The organism is Legionella sp. km535, assembly GCF_003990085.1.
Classification (GTDB): domain Bacteria; phylum Pseudomonadota; class Gammaproteobacteria; order Legionellales; family Legionellaceae; genus Legionella; species Legionella moravica.
Genome location: NZ_RZGU01000014.1, coordinates 1 through 17,659 on the forward strand (window position 1 = coordinate 1; position 17,659 = coordinate 17,659).

Sequence of the window (17,659 nt, forward strand, 5' to 3'; positions counted from 1 at the left end):
TTTTCCCATGAAGCCCGTTGAAGACTACGACGTTGATAGGCAAGGTGTGGAAGCGCAGTAATGTGTGAAGCTAACTTGTACTAATTGGCTGATTGTCTTGACCATATAATCTGAGTTACTTTGGGTTATAGAAGTAGACGATAAAATAGAGTAGAATGTGTTACCTCGAATCTTTACCAGGCCTTGGGCTTGTTGATTGAAACCAATCATCAATCTGAAGGCAAACAGTTTTCCTGGCGACAATAGCGGTTTGGAACCACCTGATCCCATCTCGAACTCAGAAGTGAAACGAACATGCGCCGATGATAGTGTGAGGTTTCCTCATGCGAAAGTAGGTCATCGCCAGGGTTTTATTCCAGAAAAGCGGCTTTTTAGCCGCTTTTTTTTTGTTAATTTATTTATCGATTTTAAAATCATAAGGATATATTAAATTTCCGTAGGTATTTTTTTCTTCGTCAGTTTTCTTTCATTCCTTGGTGTTTCCATAAGCAAATTCGATCGGTTTATCTTGAAGCTTATCGTTACGTAAAATTGCAAATACTATGGAGCACACTAGATTAATTTATTTCGTGGCGATCATGAATTAGGTGAGGATATCAGAATAATTACTCGTTATTTTTATCTATATTTTCTAATTTGTGGCCATCCAGATGACGTTGTTGTCGTTCAAAGTCTTGCTGATCTAATTGCTTTTCTATTTTTGTCCTTCCGAATTTAATACGATTTTCAGAAGCTTTTTTTTCCTTTTCCACTTTATTTTTAGCTTTTCTTTTCTTATTCAGATTAATCACGTCTGCCATAGCATTCTCTACCAAAAGATGTTGATTATACTATAGCGTATATATCCCATATAGATCATCTAACTGCATAAGTGAAGCGAAAAAATCCTATGTTATATAATACATATTGACTTAAGAGTCTGTAACCTCAAAAATGATCTTACAAATAAAATAGAACTACATTTTTAACCTGGACGTTAATGGCAAGATCAATCGGTATTAAGCATTATGTGACTATAGGGCTTCTGTTATTAAGCAGTTTATTACATGCCTCTTTTATTGAACAAACATTAGGAGCTGCAGTTGTTAGAGACGCTACAGCGGTTTATTTTAATCCGGCTGCCTTAACGGTAATTCCCCATCAACAACTTATTCTTTTAGGAACCATGGCACGAGCGCAATTTCAATTTGCTGGAAGCGCACAACAAGTTCCCTTCGGTGTTTCCGAGTCAGGGGCTGTGACTACAAAATCACATTTTATTTTGCCCTCTATGTACCTCAGCGTTCCCATAAACGATAAATTTTCTGGTGGTTTTGCCCTGGTAGTTAATGATTTTAATCGGGATCTGGATAATCATTCTGTTCTTCGCTACGTGCAGTCGCGTAATCAAACGGATGCTGTAGATTTAGTACCAGCAATAGGCATTAAAATTAATCAATTCTTATCTGTAGGTGGAAATCTAAATATCTCTCGTGCTCACTTGTACCAAGAGCCGATTTCAGGTGTGCCCCGTTTAAATATTCCTGACAGCCGAAGTATCAATAATACTAAAGCAAGGGGCTTAGGTGGTGACTTGGGGATTTTGATTCAATTAAGTAAATGGACCTCTTTAGGATTCAATTACCGTAGTGCAATTACTTATAACTTTAAAGGAACCAGTACCATCACCAGTCCAGAATATGTCTCATCAGATGATTTTCATTTTAAATTCTGGACACCCGCGAGAAGCGTTTTTTCACTGAGTCACTTTCTAAATGAAAAGCTTGGCTTTGTGGGAACCATTCAATACCTTCAATGGGATGTATTTAAACAGGCTTATGTCTATAATTTTGTAGCGCAATCTGGACGCCAGGCATTTATTGTTCCAAGGGGACGCATAGACTACAACTTCCATAATAGTTGGCTTTTGACCTTGGGATCGATTTATAATTTATCGTCAAAATGGAAGGTCAGGGTTGCAGGAACTTATAATCAATCTCCTTCAAATGGAGCGTTTCAAATAGGTACTGGTGATAGTTTGACTGTTGGTTTTTCTATGGGATATCAAATGCTGGAGCATTTGACTGTTGATTTCAGTTACGGTCATGCTTTTTATCAGAGAGAGCTTATTAATATCAGAGCAGCGCAGAATACCATCACCGGTGTGAATAATGGCATTCATGACGCGGTCTCCTTAAAACTCACCTTATCTGCATGATACTCAGGGGTTAATAATTGCTTTGCCCCTATCGGGATTATTTTTTACTCTTTACAATACTCATGGCCGTTGCAACTAATCCTCCCAGATCCGCCAGGTTTCCTGGCAGGATGAGAGTATTGTTTTCTTTAGCTACCTGGGAAAAGGCTTCTACATATTGCTCCGCCACTTTGAAATTTACAGCTTCCATGCCTCCCGATGACTGGATGGCCTGGGCTATTTGTTGAATGGCCTGAGCATTAGCTGACGCTACTGCTTTAATGGCCTCAGCTTCACCTTGTGCGCGGTTAATTGCAGATTGTTTCTCTCCTTCAGATCTTTGGATAAAGGCTTCTCGCTCACCGGTGGCAATATTAATTTGTTCCTGCTTTCGCCCTTCTGAGGCGGCGATCAGAGCGCGTTTTTCACGCTCTGCAGTAATCTGGGCTTGCATCGCATGGATAATTTCCTTTGGAGGGGTCAAATCTTTAATTTCATAGCGTAATACTTTTACCCCCCAACTCGTAGCTGCCTCATCAAGCGCAGCTACCACTGCGGCATTAATATGTTCTCGCTCTTCAAATGTTTTATCCAGCTCCATTTTTCCTATAACTGAACGTAAGGTGGTCTGCGCGAGCTGGGTGATTGCTAATACATAATCACTGGTACCATAAGACGCAAGTCTGGGATCAGTGACCTGAAAATACAGGATACCGTCAACTTGCAATTGGGTGTTGTCTTTAGTAATACAGATCTGGCTGGGAACGTCCAGGGGAACTTCTTTGAGCATATGTTTGTATGCAATCCTGTCGATAAAGGGGATGACGACATTCAATCCGGGTGACAATGCAGCATGAAATCTACCAAGCCGTTCAACTATCCATGAATTTTGTTGTGGTACAACTTTCAATGCTGTAACGATAAAAATTACGGCTACAACTAAAATCAATAATGCAATTTCCATAACGCCTCCATAAAGTATATCCGCAAGTCAAATCGGTTTTCGATTTGTTAATATTAGAACAGAACCTCGAACATCCTTGATGTAAAAGCTGCCTTCATGTCTAATCTCTTTGGTTTCCAGCTGTGCATCCCATTCAGTGCCTCGATAAAAGACACGCGCGGTTTCATCATCTCTCCACGTTAACACAACGACTGGTTGACCGATGTCCAGGCTTAAAGATGTTGCATCGGAAGGATGCTCATTTTTCCAGCGACGTAACAAAACAATACCGGCGATGCTCGCCAATCCTGCCAGTGAAAGTTGTGCTGAAAACGACAGACCTAACATAGCGAAGACTCCACCAATAGCCATTGCAATGGCGAGTATGAGTAAATAAAAAGTTCCTGTTGCCAGTTCCAGACCAAGCAGAATCAACGCTAATAAGAACCAATAAATATATAATGTCATGACTTATCCTGGAAATAATTTAAGCATGCTCAATCAACATGGCAAAGTGAAAACTAAATAATATTCAGTATACACTATAATATTTAAAGATTTCTGGCTAAGAATGTATCGAAAGGGAAATACTTTACTTTGCATGTACTGCAGCGGTTTATAAATATGACGCGCTTTATTTTTAATGAAGAAATCGAGACTGCTTTTTTAGTGATTATTATATGTATTTTATATTCCTAGCCCGCTCATAATTGATTATTTTTTAGAAAAGCTTATCTTGATTCCTAGATTAGGTTATTATTAGGATTTGCTATTTATTGAACAGCTATACTCCGTCCAATTTTGATTTTGTAAAGGATTGTTATTTCCGATGTTAGTGCTCAAAGTGATACAGCTTATACAGGAGTTAGAATCGTCAGGTCCATTAATTCCCTGTGATATCAAATTACATCAATCCCTATCCGCTCGGTTTAAAGATAGTGCCCCAGTGGATGTTCTCAGTTCTGCAGATGTTCAGTTTTTATTGGAATCTTATAAAGAACGATGGACCAGTGTGAAGGATACTGAAGACGATTATACTTTGAACTCTCAGGGAATAAATCAAGTATGGATTCAGTTTGCCCAGGAATTAGCTGAAGAAAACAATAAACATCTGTTTCAGATATTAAGTCCTTTGCTAGTGCTCAGAGTGATACAGCTTATACAGGAGTTAGAATCGTCAGGCCCATTAATCCCCTGTGATATCAAGTTACATCAATCTCTATCCGCTCGGTTTAAAGACAGTGACCCAATGGATGTTCTTAGTTCTGCAGATGTTCAGTTTTTATTGGAATCCTATAAAGCACGATGGAAGAGTGTGATGGATACTGAAGACGATTATACTTTGAACTCTCAGGGAATAAATCAGGTATGGATTAAGTTTGCCCAGGAATTAGCTGAAGAGAACAAGAAACATCTGTTTCAGATATTAATTCCTTTTATAACCAATGACAAAGATTTTAACAATCTAACTTGTTTAACTGAAACAACCCGAATGGACAATTTTTATGTAGGGCATGGAGGACACACTCTGTACCGTAAAAGAGGGTTTTGTGAGCATTTATTAAAAAATGGTTTTATGCTGTCTACTTATCGCGATCTTTCAAATGTCAAATTGCATCTGGTGACTGTTGATGAGCTGAGCAGGCTCAAATCCTGCAAGCAGACCAATGGTGAGTTTAAAATTGGCAGTGAAGTTTTTGTAAACTTTTGGGATTTTTTGAATAGAAAAGTTTTTCCCCGTCTGTTGGATAACGGGGAATTGCCCATGGAACTTTTACCTCGTTTATTAAGGTTGGTAGAGCAATATCATACTTTTAAAAATGCTAGCGCAGATTATACGAATTTTAAAAGGTCAGCCAATGAGTTTTTTCGGCTTCTTGCCCAGGGTGATTTACACAATATTAATTGTTTTTATGGGCAACAGATATCCTTTCAATCAAAGGACTATTACTTATTGGACTTTTTAATCGCAATCAACATGTCTCGCAGTTATGATTTAGATCAATTGCTTCATACATTGTTGCTGTGGTTATATAATATTAACCCTGCATTGAAAAGCTCTCTTGCTATTTTAGAATCTGTTTACAACTCAATCACCTCGCTAGCTTCAAGTAGCAGTAGCAGCGGTCAGTCCGTGAGTATTCCCTCTGAGGATCATCACCAACCTTTGAAGCATTGTTACCGTTTAATCGTATCATTGATGACCTCTGCCTTTGAAATGTGGCCTTTAACGGAGAGGACAATCAGTCTGTGGGACTTGAACAATGATGTTTTTCCTGAGGCTATGGAAATTTATAACTGTTTTTTACCTGCATTAAATGAAAACAGGGAGCAGGATTTAGAGGCCATTTATTTGTTTGTAAAGCAGCACTATTTTGCTCCGGCTCCTGTAAAAATGGGTTTTTTTTCCTGGATTTCAGGATTTTATTCTACAACAAGGTGGTATGAGCATGTAAGGCAAGAAACGCTGAATAGGTTAGGTGTATATTGGCATGAACCCGAGTTAATACTTCATGCATTATTACGTTTTAAACCGACAAGTTCTGTTATAACACCGCATATTAATTTATTTCTTGATGAACTACTCCATACGTATGCACAAACAGGCAGTGACTTGTTAAAGCGGTTTCGAGTGAATATATTTTTTACTCGCTTATTGAAGAAATTTGATGCAGAGGATAAAACAGATTTGATAAGGTTACTGCAATTGTATGATTTAGGTAAAACCAGCACTGTCTTTCTCGATAATTGTGCTCATCATATTGGAAACAGATTAAATCAAATCAATTTAAGTCAGCCTGGACATCCCCAGTTGTTTTACAGCTTTGTTTGTCGTGCCGATAAATCAAAAGTTTCCATTTCAATGACCGGTTTAAAACAGGTAAGTTGCATTATTGATGCGTTCAAAGAAGCGTCGAGTTCGCCAAGCCTGAAATTGACTGAGAGTTCACGCCAATCGATGTTGTCTTATCTTAGAAACCTGGCGCGTCCTATTTTAACCGTTGGTGAATTGGAAGTAGCTAGCAATAGTTCTCAGTGTTTGGATTATTTGGGTGCTCCAACGTAATCTGATTTCCAAATACATTTGTGGTAGCTCCTTATAAAAACATCAGGGTGTGCTGACAATAGCCATGATGGCGTCTTAGGACGTTGAGACTGGCAAGCTTCGATAATCCCTTCAAGTTTCGACGTCCCGCGACTTGTTCGCGGGATCCAATTCACTCTTTATAGGCGCAATATATTCTTGATTTGCGCAAAATCTATCTATTCCGTGAACAAGTCGCGGAAAGTAGGCTTGAAAAAATGAAATGCCAACAGCCTCTAGGTTCTGTGAACGAATTTTTAATCTATTGCAAATAAGTCGTCATTGCGAACGAAGTGAAGCAATCCATTACAGCGTGTTAGCGAAGATTTGATCTGGATTGCTACGCTAATACTCGCAATGAAGGTTTTTTATGCAATAACTAAATTTTGTTTACGGAACCTGGATAGACGCGATTTAATATTTGTTCTTGCTAAATTGAGTACATAGTTTTATAAAATTTTCATAGCGTCTCAATGATACCTCACCATTCTGTACTGCTGCAATTATGGCACAGTGCGGGGTGTCAACATGGGTGCAATTTCGAAATTTGCAACGAGACAGGAATGGTTTAAATTCAGTATAACCCTGGGCAAGCAGGGAGGATTCCATATCCCAGAGACTGAACTCTCTAACACCTGGTGAGTCGATTAAAGCACCACCGCTTGGTAAATGATAATAGCGCGAGTTGCTTGTAGTGTGTCGCCCTAGTTCACTGCCTTCAGAAAGCTCATTTGTCGCAATATCTTCTTCATGTGGAAGAATTCTTGAAATCATAGACGATTTTCCAACACCGGATTGCCCTACAAAAACATTAATTTGATGGTTCAGGCTTTGTTTGAGTTGTTCAAATCCAATGGATTCTTTTTTATTGGTCATGATGATGGGATAGCCTAAATTCTGATAATCATTGATTAATTGTGTTCTGATTTCATCGCAGGGAAGATCGGTTTTATTCAGGACAATCAACGCGTGAAGATGGAGGATTTCAGCCATAATGAGGTAACTGTCGAGCAATGGCCAGCTAATTTCAGGTTTAGGGGCTATTACAATAATGAGTTGAGTGATATTCGCAGCCACAGGTTTTTTTAAACCGGTGCTGGTAGGCCTTGCCAGGATACTTCCTCTGGGATAAAGACTGACTACTACCCCTTGTTTTACTCCTTCCATTTGCCAGACAATTCGATCCCCAGCGACCAAGGTATCCAGATTGGGTCTGATCGAACATCGTATGCGATTTCCCTGATTGTCTTCAATTTCAACATGTCTGCTGAATCGAGTAATCACTAAACCATCAGCAAGAGAGTCAGGATTGTTTTCTTTTGCCTCTTGATAATTTTGCTGTATTTTTTCAATACGTGCGGTTTGTTGTTTATTGATTCGTCTTTTACTCATGGTATCGATCTATATTATAATTGTCTCGTTTATTAATGATACAGTATGAAGGTAAATCCTATTTAATGAAAGTCTACTTGGTGGGTGGAGCGGTTCGGGATCAATTATTAGGCATTCCAATTCAGGAGCGTGATTGGGTTGTGGTTGGTTCAACTCCAGAACAGTTGCTCAACATGAAGTTTAGGCAGGTAGGTCGTGATTTTCCAGTGTTTTTGCATCCTCAAACTAATGAAGAATACGCTTTGGCAAGAACGGAACGAAAATCAGCTCCAGGATATTATGGCTTTGAATGTGATTTTAGCTCCGAGGTCACTTTGGAGGAAGATCTGGCACGCCGTGATTTAACTATTAATGCCATGGCGATGGATGAGCAAGGCACGTTAATTGATCCGTATCACGGGCAAAGGGATATTGAACGTAAAATATTAAGGCATGTTTCTCCGGCTTTTATAGAGGATCCGGTACGGGTTCTCAGAGTCGCCCGTTTTGCTTCCCGATTTCATAGTCTAGGATTTACTCTGGCAAATGAAACGCGTTCTTTAATGTATGAGATGGTTAAACGAGGTGAGTTATCTCATCTGGTTCCTGAGCGAGTTTGGCAAGAGTTCCAAAGGAGCCTGGAAGAGAAAAATCCCGAGCAGTTTATTATTTCCTTGCGTTCTTGTGGCGCTCTTGAAGTGATTCTGCCTGAAATTAACTCATTGTTTGGGGTACCTAATCCCTATCAACATCATCCGGAAATAGATAGCGGGATCCATAGTTTATTGGTCTTGCAATCGGCGGTAGCCTTAAGCCCGGATCCTGTAATCCGTTTTGCTGCTTTGGTACATGATCTGGGTAAAGCCATGACGCCGATACGCGAATGGCCAAAACATTATATGCATGAAGAGACTGGAGTTGCTGTAATCGAAGCTTTGTGTATGCGATTGCGAATACCCAATGATTACCGTGTTTTGGCTACTCTTGTTTCACGGCATCATTTGACCATTCACCGTTTTTTCGAATTGCGAGCTAATACTATGGTGAATTTATTGGAGCGTACCGATGCATTTAGAAGGCCCAATCTGTTTCATCAATTATTGATCGCTTGCCAGGCGGATGCTGAGGGGCGTGGAAACTCGCTAGACTATAAACAAAGAGAATTATGGTCTAAAATTTTATCTGAATGTGTTAAAGTAACCCCCAAAGAGTTAATAGAGCAAGGCTATGAAGGAAAGGCCATCAAGGAGGCTTTGCATGCACGTCGTGTAGCCCGCGTAAAACAATTACTAAATTCCTGGAAATGAAATGAAAAATAATCACAATTTAATATGGATAGATTTAGAAATGACAGGATTGGATCCTGAGCAGGATAGAATTATTGAAATGGCAACTATTGTCACAGATCCTCACCTGAATATTTTAGCTGAAGGTCCTGTGATTGCTGTGTCTCAACCCAAAGCCCTGATTGATGGAATGGATGCATGGAATACAAGGCAACACAATCAGTCTGGTTTGGTAAAAAGGGTATTGGAAAGTCATATTGGTGAAGCCCAGGCAGAACAATTGACCATCGATTTTTTAAAACAATACCTGGATAAAGGTAAATCACCTATGTGTGGGAATAGTATTTGTCAGGACAGACGATTTTTATATAAATACATGCCTGAGCTGGCTGCTTTTTTTCATTATCGAAATCTGGATGTAAGCACTTTAAAGGAATTGGCTATTCGTTGGAGGCCTGAATTATTGAATGGAGTTGTTAAAGAATCCAAGCATCTTGCCTTGGATGATATTAAAGATTCAATTAATGAACTAGCATATTATCGTCAGCATTTCATCAACTTGCCGGAAGTAACAAAATGATACAAAGAGAACGACTGGAATTACCTAATGGAGCGAATAAATTACTATTGCATTCGTGCTGCGCCCCTTGTTCCGGAGAGGTAATGGAGGCACTGGTATTTTCTGAAATTGAATTCGCTATTTATTTTTACAATCCCAATATTCATCCGGTGCAAGAATATGAAATTAGAAAACAGGAAAATATAAAATTTGCGGAAAAACATCACATTCCTTTTATTGATGCTGATTATGATAAGGACAATTGGTTTGAGCGAGCCAAGGGCTTAGAGTGGGAGCCAGAGCGCGGTAAACGATGTACCATGTGTTTTGATATGCGTTTTGAACGAACCGCTTTATATGCTCATGAAAACGGATTTCCGGTTATCTGCAGTTCATTAGGGATCTCGCGCTGGAAGGATATGAATCAAATTAACGATTGTGGCGTTCGCGCAGCAAGTCATTATCCCGATTTGGTATATTGGACTTATAATTGGAGAAAAAATGGTGGTTCTGAACGAATGTATGCGATCGCTAAACGGGAAGAATTTTATAAACAGGAGTATTGTGGTTGTGTTTACTCCTTAAGAGACACCAATGCCTGGCGAAAACAAAAAACTCGTGACAGAATTAAAATAGGGATCAATTATTATACCGACGAGCAGTAATCACAAGGAGCATTATGAGCAAACATTCGCAAGAAGGATCACATAATCATCATGACCACCATGGTCATAATCACGGTGAGGTCACTTACAACAAGTCCTTTCTAATTGCGATTATTGCCAATAGTGTCTTTGTGGTTTTACAGATTATCTATGCCTATGTAGCCAACTCAACCAGTTTATTAGCTGATGCCTTTCATAATTTAGGTGATGTGCTTGGCTTGATTTTGGCTTGGATTGCTATCGGCTTGATGAGTCTTAAACCGACCAAAAAAGCAACTTATGGTTTGAAGAAAACGTCCATATTGGCTGCATTAGTCAACGGAGGCTTATTAATTTTTACTTGCGGCATAATCGCCACAGAAGCAATGTATAAATTACTTTCTCCCACGGAAATTCAAGCGGTGTCTGTAATGGTTGTTGCAGGGATTGGAATTGTTGTAAATGGTACTACGGCTCTATTATTTTTGCGCGGATCTGATGATCTCAACATTCGAGGCGCTTATTTGCATCTATTTTATGATGCGTTAGTTTCTGTTGGTGTGGTTATTTCTGCTGCATTATTGTATTGGACTGGTTGGTTATGGATAGATCCTGTTGTGGGCTTATTAATTGCCATGGTGATAATTAAGGGAACCTGGTCATTATTTGCCGATAGCTTTAGGCTCATTATTGATGGTGTTCCCAGGGGGATTTCTTGGGCGGCGGTAAGTGAGTTCCTTATTTCCTGGCCTGGAGTTCAGAGTATTCATGATTTGCATATCTGGGCTATGAGTACTAAAGAAAATGCACTTTCAGTACATCTTTATATGCCTGATGATATTTTAACGGACGAATCCAGAGCAGAAATGGTCGCGCAGCTCAGAAAACAATTCGGGATTCAACATGTGACGATTCAGACAGAAAAGACAGAAAAGGATTGTCATGATGCCTGTCATTCACCAATGACCTGGATTTAATGGGCTGAGTGAATTTGAAAATAATCCAGTAATTTATGGGTATAGGCAAAGAATCGGTTTTTAGTCAATTAAGGATAAGCAAAATCATTAATGTTAATGCCCAAAGACCAGTGCCAATGCACATTCCAAGCACGTATTGTAAGCCTTTTTCTATATAAGTGAGTTTTTTTTCCTGTTTCATTGTGTGCTTCCAGCATGAACATGTTCTGGGTTTAGATGATTCAAATTTGAATGAACTTTTCCTTGTGAGTGAGTATATACCCCAAAAGCAAAATAAAAGAATCCTAATAAAAATCCAGAAATAATGCCTGAATACAACCACGTTCTGTTACGCCATTTTGATTTCTTTACCATGATAAACCTTTATTTTCTCCATAGATAAGACATAAAATAATTTACAGACTTCTCAGATTTTAAGCTCAATGGGTTAGTTATAACATAGCCGTTGCTTATTGGCCAGTTGATGCGTCTGAACAACCATAGCCTAAGTGTCTCAATCTTAATTCAAATTGAGTGAGGGCTGCATCAAGACTTGTCTATCGCTATTTCCAATCCTTTCCTGAAACTCTGACATGCCATAAATGGGTCGTTTAGTTTTTCATACAGTTTACCCAGTTCATTGTAGGCGGGCGGCGTAGGATTTAGCTCAATGGATTGCTCTAAATATTGTTTCGCTTTTCCCCATAAATGTTGAGCTATGCTGAGTCGTCCCAGGCATAGATACAAGGGGGCTGAATGGGGATTTTTTTTAAGTAATGATTCAGCGAAGGATAATTGGTGTTCGTCACAGTAAAATAAACCATAGAGCTCTATGAGTTGCGAATCCATTTCTTTGCGCAGACAACGCCTTAATAATGCTTCTGCTTGAGCATATTCTTGCTTTTGATTTAAGTAACGAACGTATTCTGAGACTATATCAGAATTGTACGTTAAGGATTTGGGGAGTGAATTAAAAAGATTGGTTATTGCCTCAGATTGATGTTGCTTGGTTAAATCAATGATGGCTCGCTGATAAGTATTTTTTTGTAATTGTTCAAAAGCACTATCAGAAATCACATGATGCTTTTTTAAATCGGGTAATAGGGCTATTAATTGCGGCCAATCACGAACTTCTTCATAAAGATTCATCAATAATTTTAAAACATAGGGATGTCGTGGCGCTAAATCTTGTAAATGTCTTAAAGTGGCTAATGCCTGTTCCCATTGATGGTTTGCAAGCTGAAGTTGCGCCTGGGTTAATTCCACTGCAATTTTAGCCTCTGGCATGGATTGTTGTGCTTCACGTAAATAATGGTCTCGTAATTGACTGTCGCCCATTTTTTGCGCGGCACGCGCCGCTGTCAGGTAATTCAGCAAAGGGGTATCTGTATTGGGTAATGCCTGGATTAAATGGTTTTTTGCTTTTTGCCAATAGCCTTCACTGTATTCAATTAATCCTTTTCGAGTGGTCGCTTGAGCCTTTTGCGCCAACCGTCGGGAATTCCATTTACCAAGGGCTCCAGGGGTTTTAGCAATTTTATGACACAATTGTAAAACAATATGCAGTACCATAAACAGGAAAAGCAGGCCGAATAGCATGACCCATAATGTGGTTTCGATAGTCCAGTGATTAATTGCGATTAATACATAGCCCGGATCGTAATTGAGCTGAATTCCCAGATATACCGAACCTAATAAGATTAAAAATGCAACGAGAATTCGTATCATTATTAGTTCGCTCCCTTCTCGCTTTTATTTACATTATTGTCCTGCTGTTCAATTTGCTCAATGATTTGATTCAGTTGCGGCAGGGCTGAGCCTGTTACGGGTTTTTCCTGAATTAGTTTGATGTTTTGTAATTCGCTTATTTGTTTTAGCAAGGCCAGCGTTTCGGGTGCTTGCTCATCAAATATTCTTTTGATGTTACTACTGGCTTGTTTCAGCGATAATTGATAAACCTCGGTATTATTATTCAGTATTGCCCACTGTGCTTCCTGGAGATTCAGTCTGATGCTCTCTTTTAATGCAGATTCGAATAAGGGGGACATCAGAGGTTTGATCTGTTCATCAGTACGGCGGACAATGACCAGTTGTTCTAACAATTTGAGATTGTCTTTTAAACGTGATTTCCAGGTTGAGGCGTTTGATGATTGAGGGAGTTCTGTCTGACCTGTTACATTATTTTTTTCGAGGGGTGATTGAATGGTCAGATTGCTCACACTGAGTTGTGCTGCATCCAGCTGGCTTAGTAATCCTGGAATATCAATAGGTGGCATCGCTTTTAACTGAGCAATCTCTTTAGCGATTATTTGCCGAATTTCAAAAATCTGAGGAGCGTTTAATTGACTTAGCAATTTATCGGCTTGCTGAAGCAGCGAAATTGACGCATTGAAATTGTCACTCCAATGCGTATTGATTTGCGCTAATTCGAGATAATAACGTGCTTTGAGAAGAAGCCAGTCTTGATTTTGATACAGGCGTTGTTGCATGGCAACTTGAAGCTCTTTATTTAAACTATCGATTCGGTTTTGCAGTTCGCGTTGCTGTTCTCGTATTTTATTTTCTTTCTCAGTCAATTGATCCTGAATGTTGGATTGATTTTGCCCCAAGTCCTCAACCTGAGCCATCAGGGTTTTATTTTCATCGGCTAAATGCGATTGTAATTTTTTATTGGTCTGAGTGTTATAAAGATTAAAGGCTATTGCTGTAATGGCTAGAATTAGCGCAGCTTTTGCGAGTAAGGTATTGTTTTTATTGCAAGGACGATGATTGAGTTCTTGTACTGGATTATCCTGGGTACGGTCTGCCTCATGGTGTACTTGAGTTGTTTCTTTTTTTTCGTTTTCATTGCTATTGGTCATGGATTAATCCTTGATAATAATCAAACAATGCATTCATCATCCTGTCTGGATGACTTATTATAGTTTTCGTAATACCATTTAAAGCAGCTGAATGAGCAAGTCGTTCACTTAGAACAATAAAGGGTTTATTTTTCAGCCAGTAATGAGCGTCCTTGCAGAACATGTTAAAAAGGTTATGCATGGACTGTTCACTTGTTAACAGTATAATATCCACCAAATCTTCACGCCATAATGAATTGATCAGTTGATGATTCACTTCAGGCATTACTCGTTGGTACACTTCCAGGCTGAATAGATTGGCTCCCTTTTCCAATAGGCTTTGTTCAATGAGTTGCCTGCCTCCTACTCCCTTAAATAATAGCACGGTTTGATTTTTTAATTGTTGCAGACTGTTGAGTGCTAATAAATGTTCGCTATCGGGAACATCAGGAATCTCTTTGACTTCAATATGAAACTTGCTTAATTCTTTTGCACTCCCATGACCAATTGCGATGACATTAATATGCTCTGGCCACACTATATTATGACGTGCGAGTTGAGTAAAACAATATTGTACTGCGTTAGCGCTGATAAAGAGAGCATGATGTACCTTATTTAAATCGGGTAATGAGTTTATCCATTCCTGTTCCGTTGCAACTATTTCCAGAGTAGGGCATGGTATGGCGATTCCACCGGCTTCAGTGATTGCGCTGTTAAGGGTTTTAGCTTGTTCTTTGGGACGTGTATTCAAAACACGCAGCCCATGCAATGACTGACTCATGGAGCGATACGTTCCAGTAACTGTGCCGCTCCGTTCTTTAAGAGATTTTCGGTGCATTGCATTGCTAATTGATGAGACTGATCCAGAGTTCCTGTTTGAGTATCGCAGATGATTTGAGACCCATTCAGGTTTAAAACTTTTGCTTTCAACAGGAGTTGAGTGTTTGAGGTCGGTTTACAAAAAACAGCTAATGGAACATGGCAATTACCGCCGAGTTGAGCATTCACCGTTCGCTCCGTCTGAACACACAGTGAGGTAAGTGGATCATTTAAAACGCTGAGAATATTTTGCATGTCGTGATCATCTGAACGGCTTTCAATACACAATGCGCCCTGACCGCATGCGGGTAACATCATGTCGTCGGACAGCAGTTCTGTAATGGAGTGCTCCAGTCCCATCCGCTCTAGACCCGCTGCTGCCAGGATAATGGCATCATATTCACCCGCTTCGAGTTTGGCGAGGCGGGTGTTGATGTTTCCTCGCAGGGTTTTAATTTGGAGATCGGGTCTGTAAGCCAGTAATTGCGATTGTCGCCTAAGACTCGATGTGCCTACAACAGCGTTTAGAGGAAGAGCATCACATTGGGAGAACCGAGAGCTAACCAGGGCATCATAAGGATTGTGTCGTTTACAAATTGCGGTCAAACTAAGCCCAGAGGGCAGTTCTGCGGGCATATCCTTTGTGGAGTGAACTGCAAAATCGGCTCTATTATCCAGCAAGGCCTCTTCAAGTTCTTTAACAAATAACCCTTTTCCGCCAGCCACTAATAATTTATCTTTAAGAAATTTGTCGCCTGAGGTTACCATGGGCAGTAATTCGATAGTCAAAGAAGGCCATTTCATTAAAAGGGTTTCTCTGATATGGTTTGCTTGCCATAGTGCCAGAGGGCTTTGACGTGTAGCGATACGAATGGTTTTTTGCTTCATGGATTATCTGATACTTGTAAAATAAGCGCTGATAATAGCATTGATTCGTTCTTTCTGCTAAGGGGATGTCGTTTGGCAAGCTCAGAATTATAGGGTGAGTTGAGCCTTTTAATTTCAATGTTCTGAGAAGTGATGTTGGGGTTCAATTGAGAGTTGCTCAACACATTTTATAAAAAGGGGAAGGGAGTAAACAATGTGGCAAGTTAAAAACATTGTAAAGCATTTAGACGAGTCCATGCAGCGGAGTCTTTCCAATTCTGCTCATCAATTGGTTGCTGTTGGCGCCATAGCTTTTTTAGGGTTTCCTTTTTTTTACCTGATTTGGGCATATTGGTTTCCTCAGCCTTATGAAAGTATGCTCTTGCGTCTTATTGGCAGTCTGTTAGGTCTGGGGTTAATGCTGACTCCATATTGGCCTGCCCAATGGAAGAATTATTTATCCTGGTATTGGTTTTTAACCTTATTGTTTACCTTACCGTTCTTTTTTACCTTTCTTTTTTTGATGAATCAAGCCAGCGTTATTTCCGCAATGTCCTTATTATGCAGTGTATTTTTGTTAGTATTGCTCGTGGATTTACTGAGCTTGACCATCTTATTGAATTTGGGCGTTGGTATGGCGTTAATAGGATACTACTGGCTCTCTCCGCATATTTATTTCGGAGAGGAACATATAGAAATGGCCTTAGTGATTGTCTTTACCATAATAGCCGGCTCCACTTTAAATTATAAAACTGCTATGTTGCAGCAACAGCGTTTGGCTGGAATGGCTGCTGCTGCGGGAATGATTGCTCATGAGTTGAGAACCCCATTATTAGGAATTAAAAGCGGTGCACAGGCATTGGTTCAATATTTACCTGGATTGATTCAGGGTTATCAACTTGCAAAAGAGCATCAGTTGATTCCTGCTCCCTTGAGAGAGCGCCGACTGCTTCAACTTGAAGGGGTTAGTGATCGCATTGTCAGTGAGATTGATTACGCCAATACAATTATTGATATGTTGTTGGTTAAGGCGGGTCGAGAGAATACAATACACAATTGTATTATGGAAACGTGTTCCATGGCCGAGTGTTTAAGTGAAGCGATTTCTCGATATCCTTTTTTATCGCCAAGAGAGAGAACTTTAATTACCTGGGAAGGAGATTTTCAATTTAAAGGTTCGAAGTTGCTCATGGAGCATGTCTTATTTAATTTAATAAAAAATGCATTATATATGATTGCTACCGCCCAACGAGGAGAGATTCAAATTTGGACCGAATACGGTGATAAATTCAATTATTTGTACTTTAAAGACACTGCAAAAGGAATGACCAGCCAACAAGTTTCTCGTTTGTTTAACCATTTCTATACCACGACATTTATGGGGACTGGTATTGGGCTGTCTTTTTGTAAATTGGTGATGAATGGTTTTGGGGGCAATATTACTTGTGACGCTGAAGAAGGAAATTACGCTTTATTCAGCTTGAGCTTTCCAATTATCGATTAATTTTTAATATTCTGGAGTAGAAAATGAAAGGCACTAAATTACCCTGTTTAATCTATCTGATATTTTTTATGTGTTGTTCGAATCTCTTGTACTCGGGATCTACGCCTGAATTTTCTATTATTCCTTCAGTTCCCAATGGCAATATTGTCAGGGTTCCAGCTAATGGTACGGGGAATGTAACTTATATCGTAACCAATAACACTAAACTATCCCGTCCGTTGATTATGGTACCCATGACTGGTATTAGTATGATTGGCGGGGGTGCAACGAACTGCGTTGATGCTTTTTTCTTGCTTGCACCAAATCAGTCTTGTGTATTGGAACTTGAAATCCAGGGAAGCCAAATACCCGGTACTGGATATTTTGGCGGGCCAATAATATGCAAGAGAATTGATAAGGATAAGCCCGATCCTTTTTTATGCTCAGAACCTTTGCCCCAGAATGTTTTGAATATCTACATTACTGCGCGTGAATAGGGGGTATAGAAATTTTGGCAGGGTGGACTACCTGTGCCTGGAAATGCCATAAAAGTGCATTGTTGGCTTCAGCTGAACCAAGGACAATCTTTAATAGACCATTTGCACGGGTATTATCACGTTACTTGTGTAT

At 39.6% G+C, this 17,659-nt stretch carries 17 protein-coding genes and 2 rRNA genes; 10 read left to right on the forward strand and 9 right to left on the reverse strand.

Going from position 1 to position 17,659, the window contains the following annotated elements; genetic code table 11:
- A 23S ribosomal RNA gene (locus tag ELY21_RS09330) occupies window positions 1-105 on the forward strand; the annotation flags it as partial.
- Between the two features lie 127 nt (window positions 106-232).
- A 5S ribosomal RNA gene (rrf, locus tag ELY21_RS09335) occupies window positions 233-348 on the forward strand.
- 257 nt (window positions 349-605) lie between these two features.
- Here the strand turns inward: rrf and ELY21_RS09340 are convergent.
- Window positions 606-800 carry a DUF4169 family protein gene (locus tag ELY21_RS09340; RefSeq protein WP_028383398.1) on the reverse strand — a complete coding sequence of 65 codons (195 nt, stop codon included), beginning with the start codon at window positions 798-800 and terminating at the stop codon, window positions 606-608.
- A gap of 179 nt (window positions 801-979) precedes the next feature.
- On the opposite strand from ELY21_RS09340, the gene ELY21_RS09345 reads away from it, so the two are divergent.
- Window positions 980-2,197: an OmpP1/FadL family transporter gene (locus ELY21_RS09345; protein WP_127108930.1), complete on the forward strand. Its 1,218-nt coding sequence runs from the start codon at window positions 980-982 to the stop codon at window positions 2,195-2,197.
- A 37-nt stretch (window positions 2,198-2,234) separates the two neighbouring features.
- Here ELY21_RS09345 and ELY21_RS09350 read toward each other — a convergent pair whose 3' ends face one another.
- Complete coding sequence (locus tag ELY21_RS09350) at window positions 2,235-3,140, reverse strand: SPFH domain-containing protein (protein WP_028383396.1); 906 nt, start codon at window positions 3,138-3,140, stop codon at window positions 2,235-2,237.
- A 27-nt stretch (window positions 3,141-3,167) separates the two neighbouring features.
- Entirely contained in the window at window positions 3,168-3,587 is a 420-nt protein-coding gene (locus tag ELY21_RS09355; RefSeq protein WP_127108932.1) for an NfeD family protein, read from the reverse strand.
- Between the two features lie 361 nt (window positions 3,588-3,948).
- On the opposite strand from ELY21_RS09355, the gene ELY21_RS09360 reads away from it, so the two are divergent.
- Window positions 3,949-6,186 carry a hypothetical protein gene (locus tag ELY21_RS09360; RefSeq protein WP_127108934.1) on the forward strand — a complete coding sequence of 746 codons (2,238 nt, stop codon included), beginning with the start codon at window positions 3,949-3,951 and terminating at the stop codon, window positions 6,184-6,186.
- Between the two features lie 432 nt (window positions 6,187-6,618).
- Here the strand turns inward: ELY21_RS09360 and rsgA are convergent, their stop codons facing one another.
- Window positions 6,619-7,596 carry a small ribosomal subunit biogenesis GTPase RsgA gene (rsgA, locus tag ELY21_RS09365; RefSeq protein WP_127108936.1) on the reverse strand — a complete coding sequence of 326 codons (978 nt, stop codon included), beginning with the start codon at window positions 7,594-7,596 and terminating at the stop codon, window positions 6,619-6,621.
- 65 nt (window positions 7,597-7,661) lie between these two features.
- On the opposite strand from rsgA, the gene ELY21_RS09370 reads away from it, so the two are divergent.
- Genes ELY21_RS09370 through ELY21_RS09385 form a run of 4 tightly spaced genes read left to right on the forward strand, consistent with a single transcriptional unit; the run spans window position 7,662 to window position 11,041 of the window.
- A complete protein-coding gene (locus ELY21_RS09370) occupies window positions 7,662-8,882 on the forward strand; it encodes a multifunctional CCA addition/repair protein (RefSeq protein ID WP_127109062.1) in 1,221 nt (406 codons plus the stop codon).
- A 1-nt stretch (window position 8,883) separates the two neighbouring features.
- Entirely contained in the window at window positions 8,884-9,441 is a 558-nt protein-coding gene (orn, locus tag ELY21_RS09375) for an oligoribonuclease (protein WP_028383391.1), read from the forward strand.
- Window positions 9,438-10,085: an epoxyqueuosine reductase QueH gene (locus ELY21_RS09380; RefSeq protein ID WP_028383390.1), complete on the forward strand. Its 648-nt coding sequence runs from the start codon at window positions 9,438-9,440 to the stop codon at window positions 10,083-10,085. The genes orn and ELY21_RS09380 overlap by 4 nt, the downstream gene beginning before the upstream one ends.
- A 14-nt stretch (window positions 10,086-10,099) precedes the next feature.
- Window positions 10,100-11,041 carry a cation diffusion facilitator family transporter gene (locus ELY21_RS09385; RefSeq protein WP_127108938.1) on the forward strand — a complete coding sequence of 314 codons (942 nt, stop codon included), beginning with the start codon at window positions 10,100-10,102 and terminating at the stop codon, window positions 11,039-11,041.
- Window positions 11,042-11,218: 177 nt separating this feature from the next.
- On the opposite strand, the gene ELY21_RS15605 is transcribed toward ELY21_RS09385, so the two are convergent.
- From ELY21_RS15605 to hemC, 5 genes are all read right to left on the reverse strand, one after another.
- Window positions 11,219-11,395 (reverse strand): hypothetical protein, encoded by a 177-nt coding sequence (locus tag ELY21_RS15605; protein ID WP_155824908.1) that lies wholly within the window; start codon window positions 11,393-11,395, stop codon window positions 11,219-11,221.
- A 171-nt stretch (window positions 11,396-11,566) separates the two neighbouring features.
- The gene (locus tag ELY21_RS09390) at window positions 11,567-12,748 is read right to left on the reverse strand and encodes a heme biosynthesis HemY N-terminal domain-containing protein (protein WP_028383388.1); all 1,182 of its coding nucleotides are present in this window, start codon (window positions 12,746-12,748) and stop codon (window positions 11,567-11,569) included.
- 2 nt (window positions 12,749-12,750) lie between these two features.
- Window positions 12,751-13,881 carry a uroporphyrinogen-III C-methyltransferase gene (locus ELY21_RS09395; RefSeq protein ID WP_127108940.1) on the reverse strand — a complete coding sequence of 377 codons (1,131 nt, stop codon included), beginning with the start codon at window positions 13,879-13,881 and terminating at the stop codon, window positions 12,751-12,753.
- Window positions 13,871-14,641 (reverse strand): uroporphyrinogen-III synthase, encoded by a 771-nt coding sequence (locus ELY21_RS09400; RefSeq protein ID WP_028383386.1) that lies wholly within the window; start codon window positions 14,639-14,641, stop codon window positions 13,871-13,873. The genes ELY21_RS09395 and ELY21_RS09400 overlap by 11 nt, the downstream gene beginning before the upstream one ends.
- Entirely contained in the window at window positions 14,638-15,567 is a 930-nt protein-coding gene (hemC, locus tag ELY21_RS09405) for a hydroxymethylbilane synthase (protein WP_127108942.1), read from the reverse strand. The genes ELY21_RS09400 and hemC overlap by 4 nt, the downstream gene beginning before the upstream one ends.
- A gap of 193 nt (window positions 15,568-15,760) precedes the next feature.
- Here hemC and ELY21_RS09410 point away from each other — a divergent pair, with 193 nt between their 5' ends.
- Window positions 15,761-17,050: a sensor histidine kinase KdpD gene (locus ELY21_RS09410; RefSeq protein WP_127108944.1), complete on the forward strand. Its 1,290-nt coding sequence runs from the start codon at window positions 15,761-15,763 to the stop codon at window positions 17,048-17,050.
- A gap of 23 nt (window positions 17,051-17,073) precedes the next feature.
- Entirely contained in the window at window positions 17,074-17,526 is a 453-nt protein-coding gene (locus tag ELY21_RS09415; RefSeq protein ID WP_028383383.1) for a hypothetical protein, read from the forward strand.
- Window positions 17,527-17,659: the final 133 nt, after the last annotated feature.

What these genes read in the sequence shown, in the direction of transcription:
- ELY21_RS09340 (WP_028383398.1), bottom strand. Translation starts at nt 800, where the DNA reads ATGGCAGACGTGATTAATCTGAATAAGAAAAGAAAAGCTAAAAATAAA.
- ELY21_RS09345 (WP_127108930.1), top strand. Translation starts at nt 980, where the DNA reads ATGGCAAGATCAATCGGTATTAAGCATTATGTGACTATAGGGCTTCTG.
- ELY21_RS09350 (WP_028383396.1), bottom strand. Translation starts at nt 3,140, where the DNA reads ATGGAAATTGCATTATTGATTTTAGTTGTAGCCGTAATTTTTATCGTT.
- ELY21_RS09355 (WP_127108932.1), bottom strand. Translation starts at nt 3,587, where the DNA reads ATGACATTATATATTTATTGGTTCTTATTAGCGTTGATTCTGCTTGGT.
- ELY21_RS09360 (WP_127108934.1), top strand. Translation starts at nt 3,949, where the DNA reads ATGTTAGTGCTCAAAGTGATACAGCTTATACAGGAGTTAGAATCGTCA.
- rsgA (WP_127108936.1), bottom strand. Translation starts at nt 7,596, where the DNA reads ATGAGTAAAAGACGAATCAATAAACAACAAACCGCACGTATTGAAAAA.
- ELY21_RS09370 (WP_127109062.1), top strand. Translation starts at nt 7,662, where the DNA reads ATGAAAGTCTACTTGGTGGGTGGAGCGGTTCGGGATCAATTATTAGGC.
- orn (WP_028383391.1), top strand. Translation starts at nt 8,884, where the DNA reads ATGAAAAATAATCACAATTTAATATGGATAGATTTAGAAATGACAGGA.
- ELY21_RS09380 (WP_028383390.1), top strand. Translation starts at nt 9,438, where the DNA reads ATGATACAAAGAGAACGACTGGAATTACCTAATGGAGCGAATAAATTA.
- ELY21_RS09385 (WP_127108938.1), top strand. Translation starts at nt 10,100, where the DNA reads ATGAGCAAACATTCGCAAGAAGGATCACATAATCATCATGACCACCAT.
- ELY21_RS15605 (WP_155824908.1), bottom strand. Translation starts at nt 11,395, where the DNA reads ATGGTAAAGAAATCAAAATGGCGTAACAGAACGTGGTTGTATTCAGGC.
- ELY21_RS09390 (WP_028383388.1), bottom strand. Translation starts at nt 12,748, where the DNA reads ATGATACGAATTCTCGTTGCATTTTTAATCTTATTAGGTTCGGTATAT.
- ELY21_RS09395 (WP_127108940.1), bottom strand. Translation starts at nt 13,881, where the DNA reads ATGACCAATAGCAATGAAAACGAAAAAAAAGAAACAACTCAAGTACAC.
- ELY21_RS09400 (WP_028383386.1), bottom strand. Translation starts at nt 14,641, where the DNA reads ATGAGTCAGTCATTGCATGGGCTGCGTGTTTTGAATACACGTCCCAAA.
- hemC (WP_127108942.1), bottom strand. Translation starts at nt 15,567, where the DNA reads ATGAAGCAAAAAACCATTCGTATCGCTACACGTCAAAGCCCTCTGGCA.
- ELY21_RS09410 (WP_127108944.1), top strand. Translation starts at nt 15,761, where the DNA reads ATGTGGCAAGTTAAAAACATTGTAAAGCATTTAGACGAGTCCATGCAG.
- ELY21_RS09415 (WP_028383383.1), top strand. Translation starts at nt 17,074, where the DNA reads ATGAAAGGCACTAAATTACCCTGTTTAATCTATCTGATATTTTTTATG.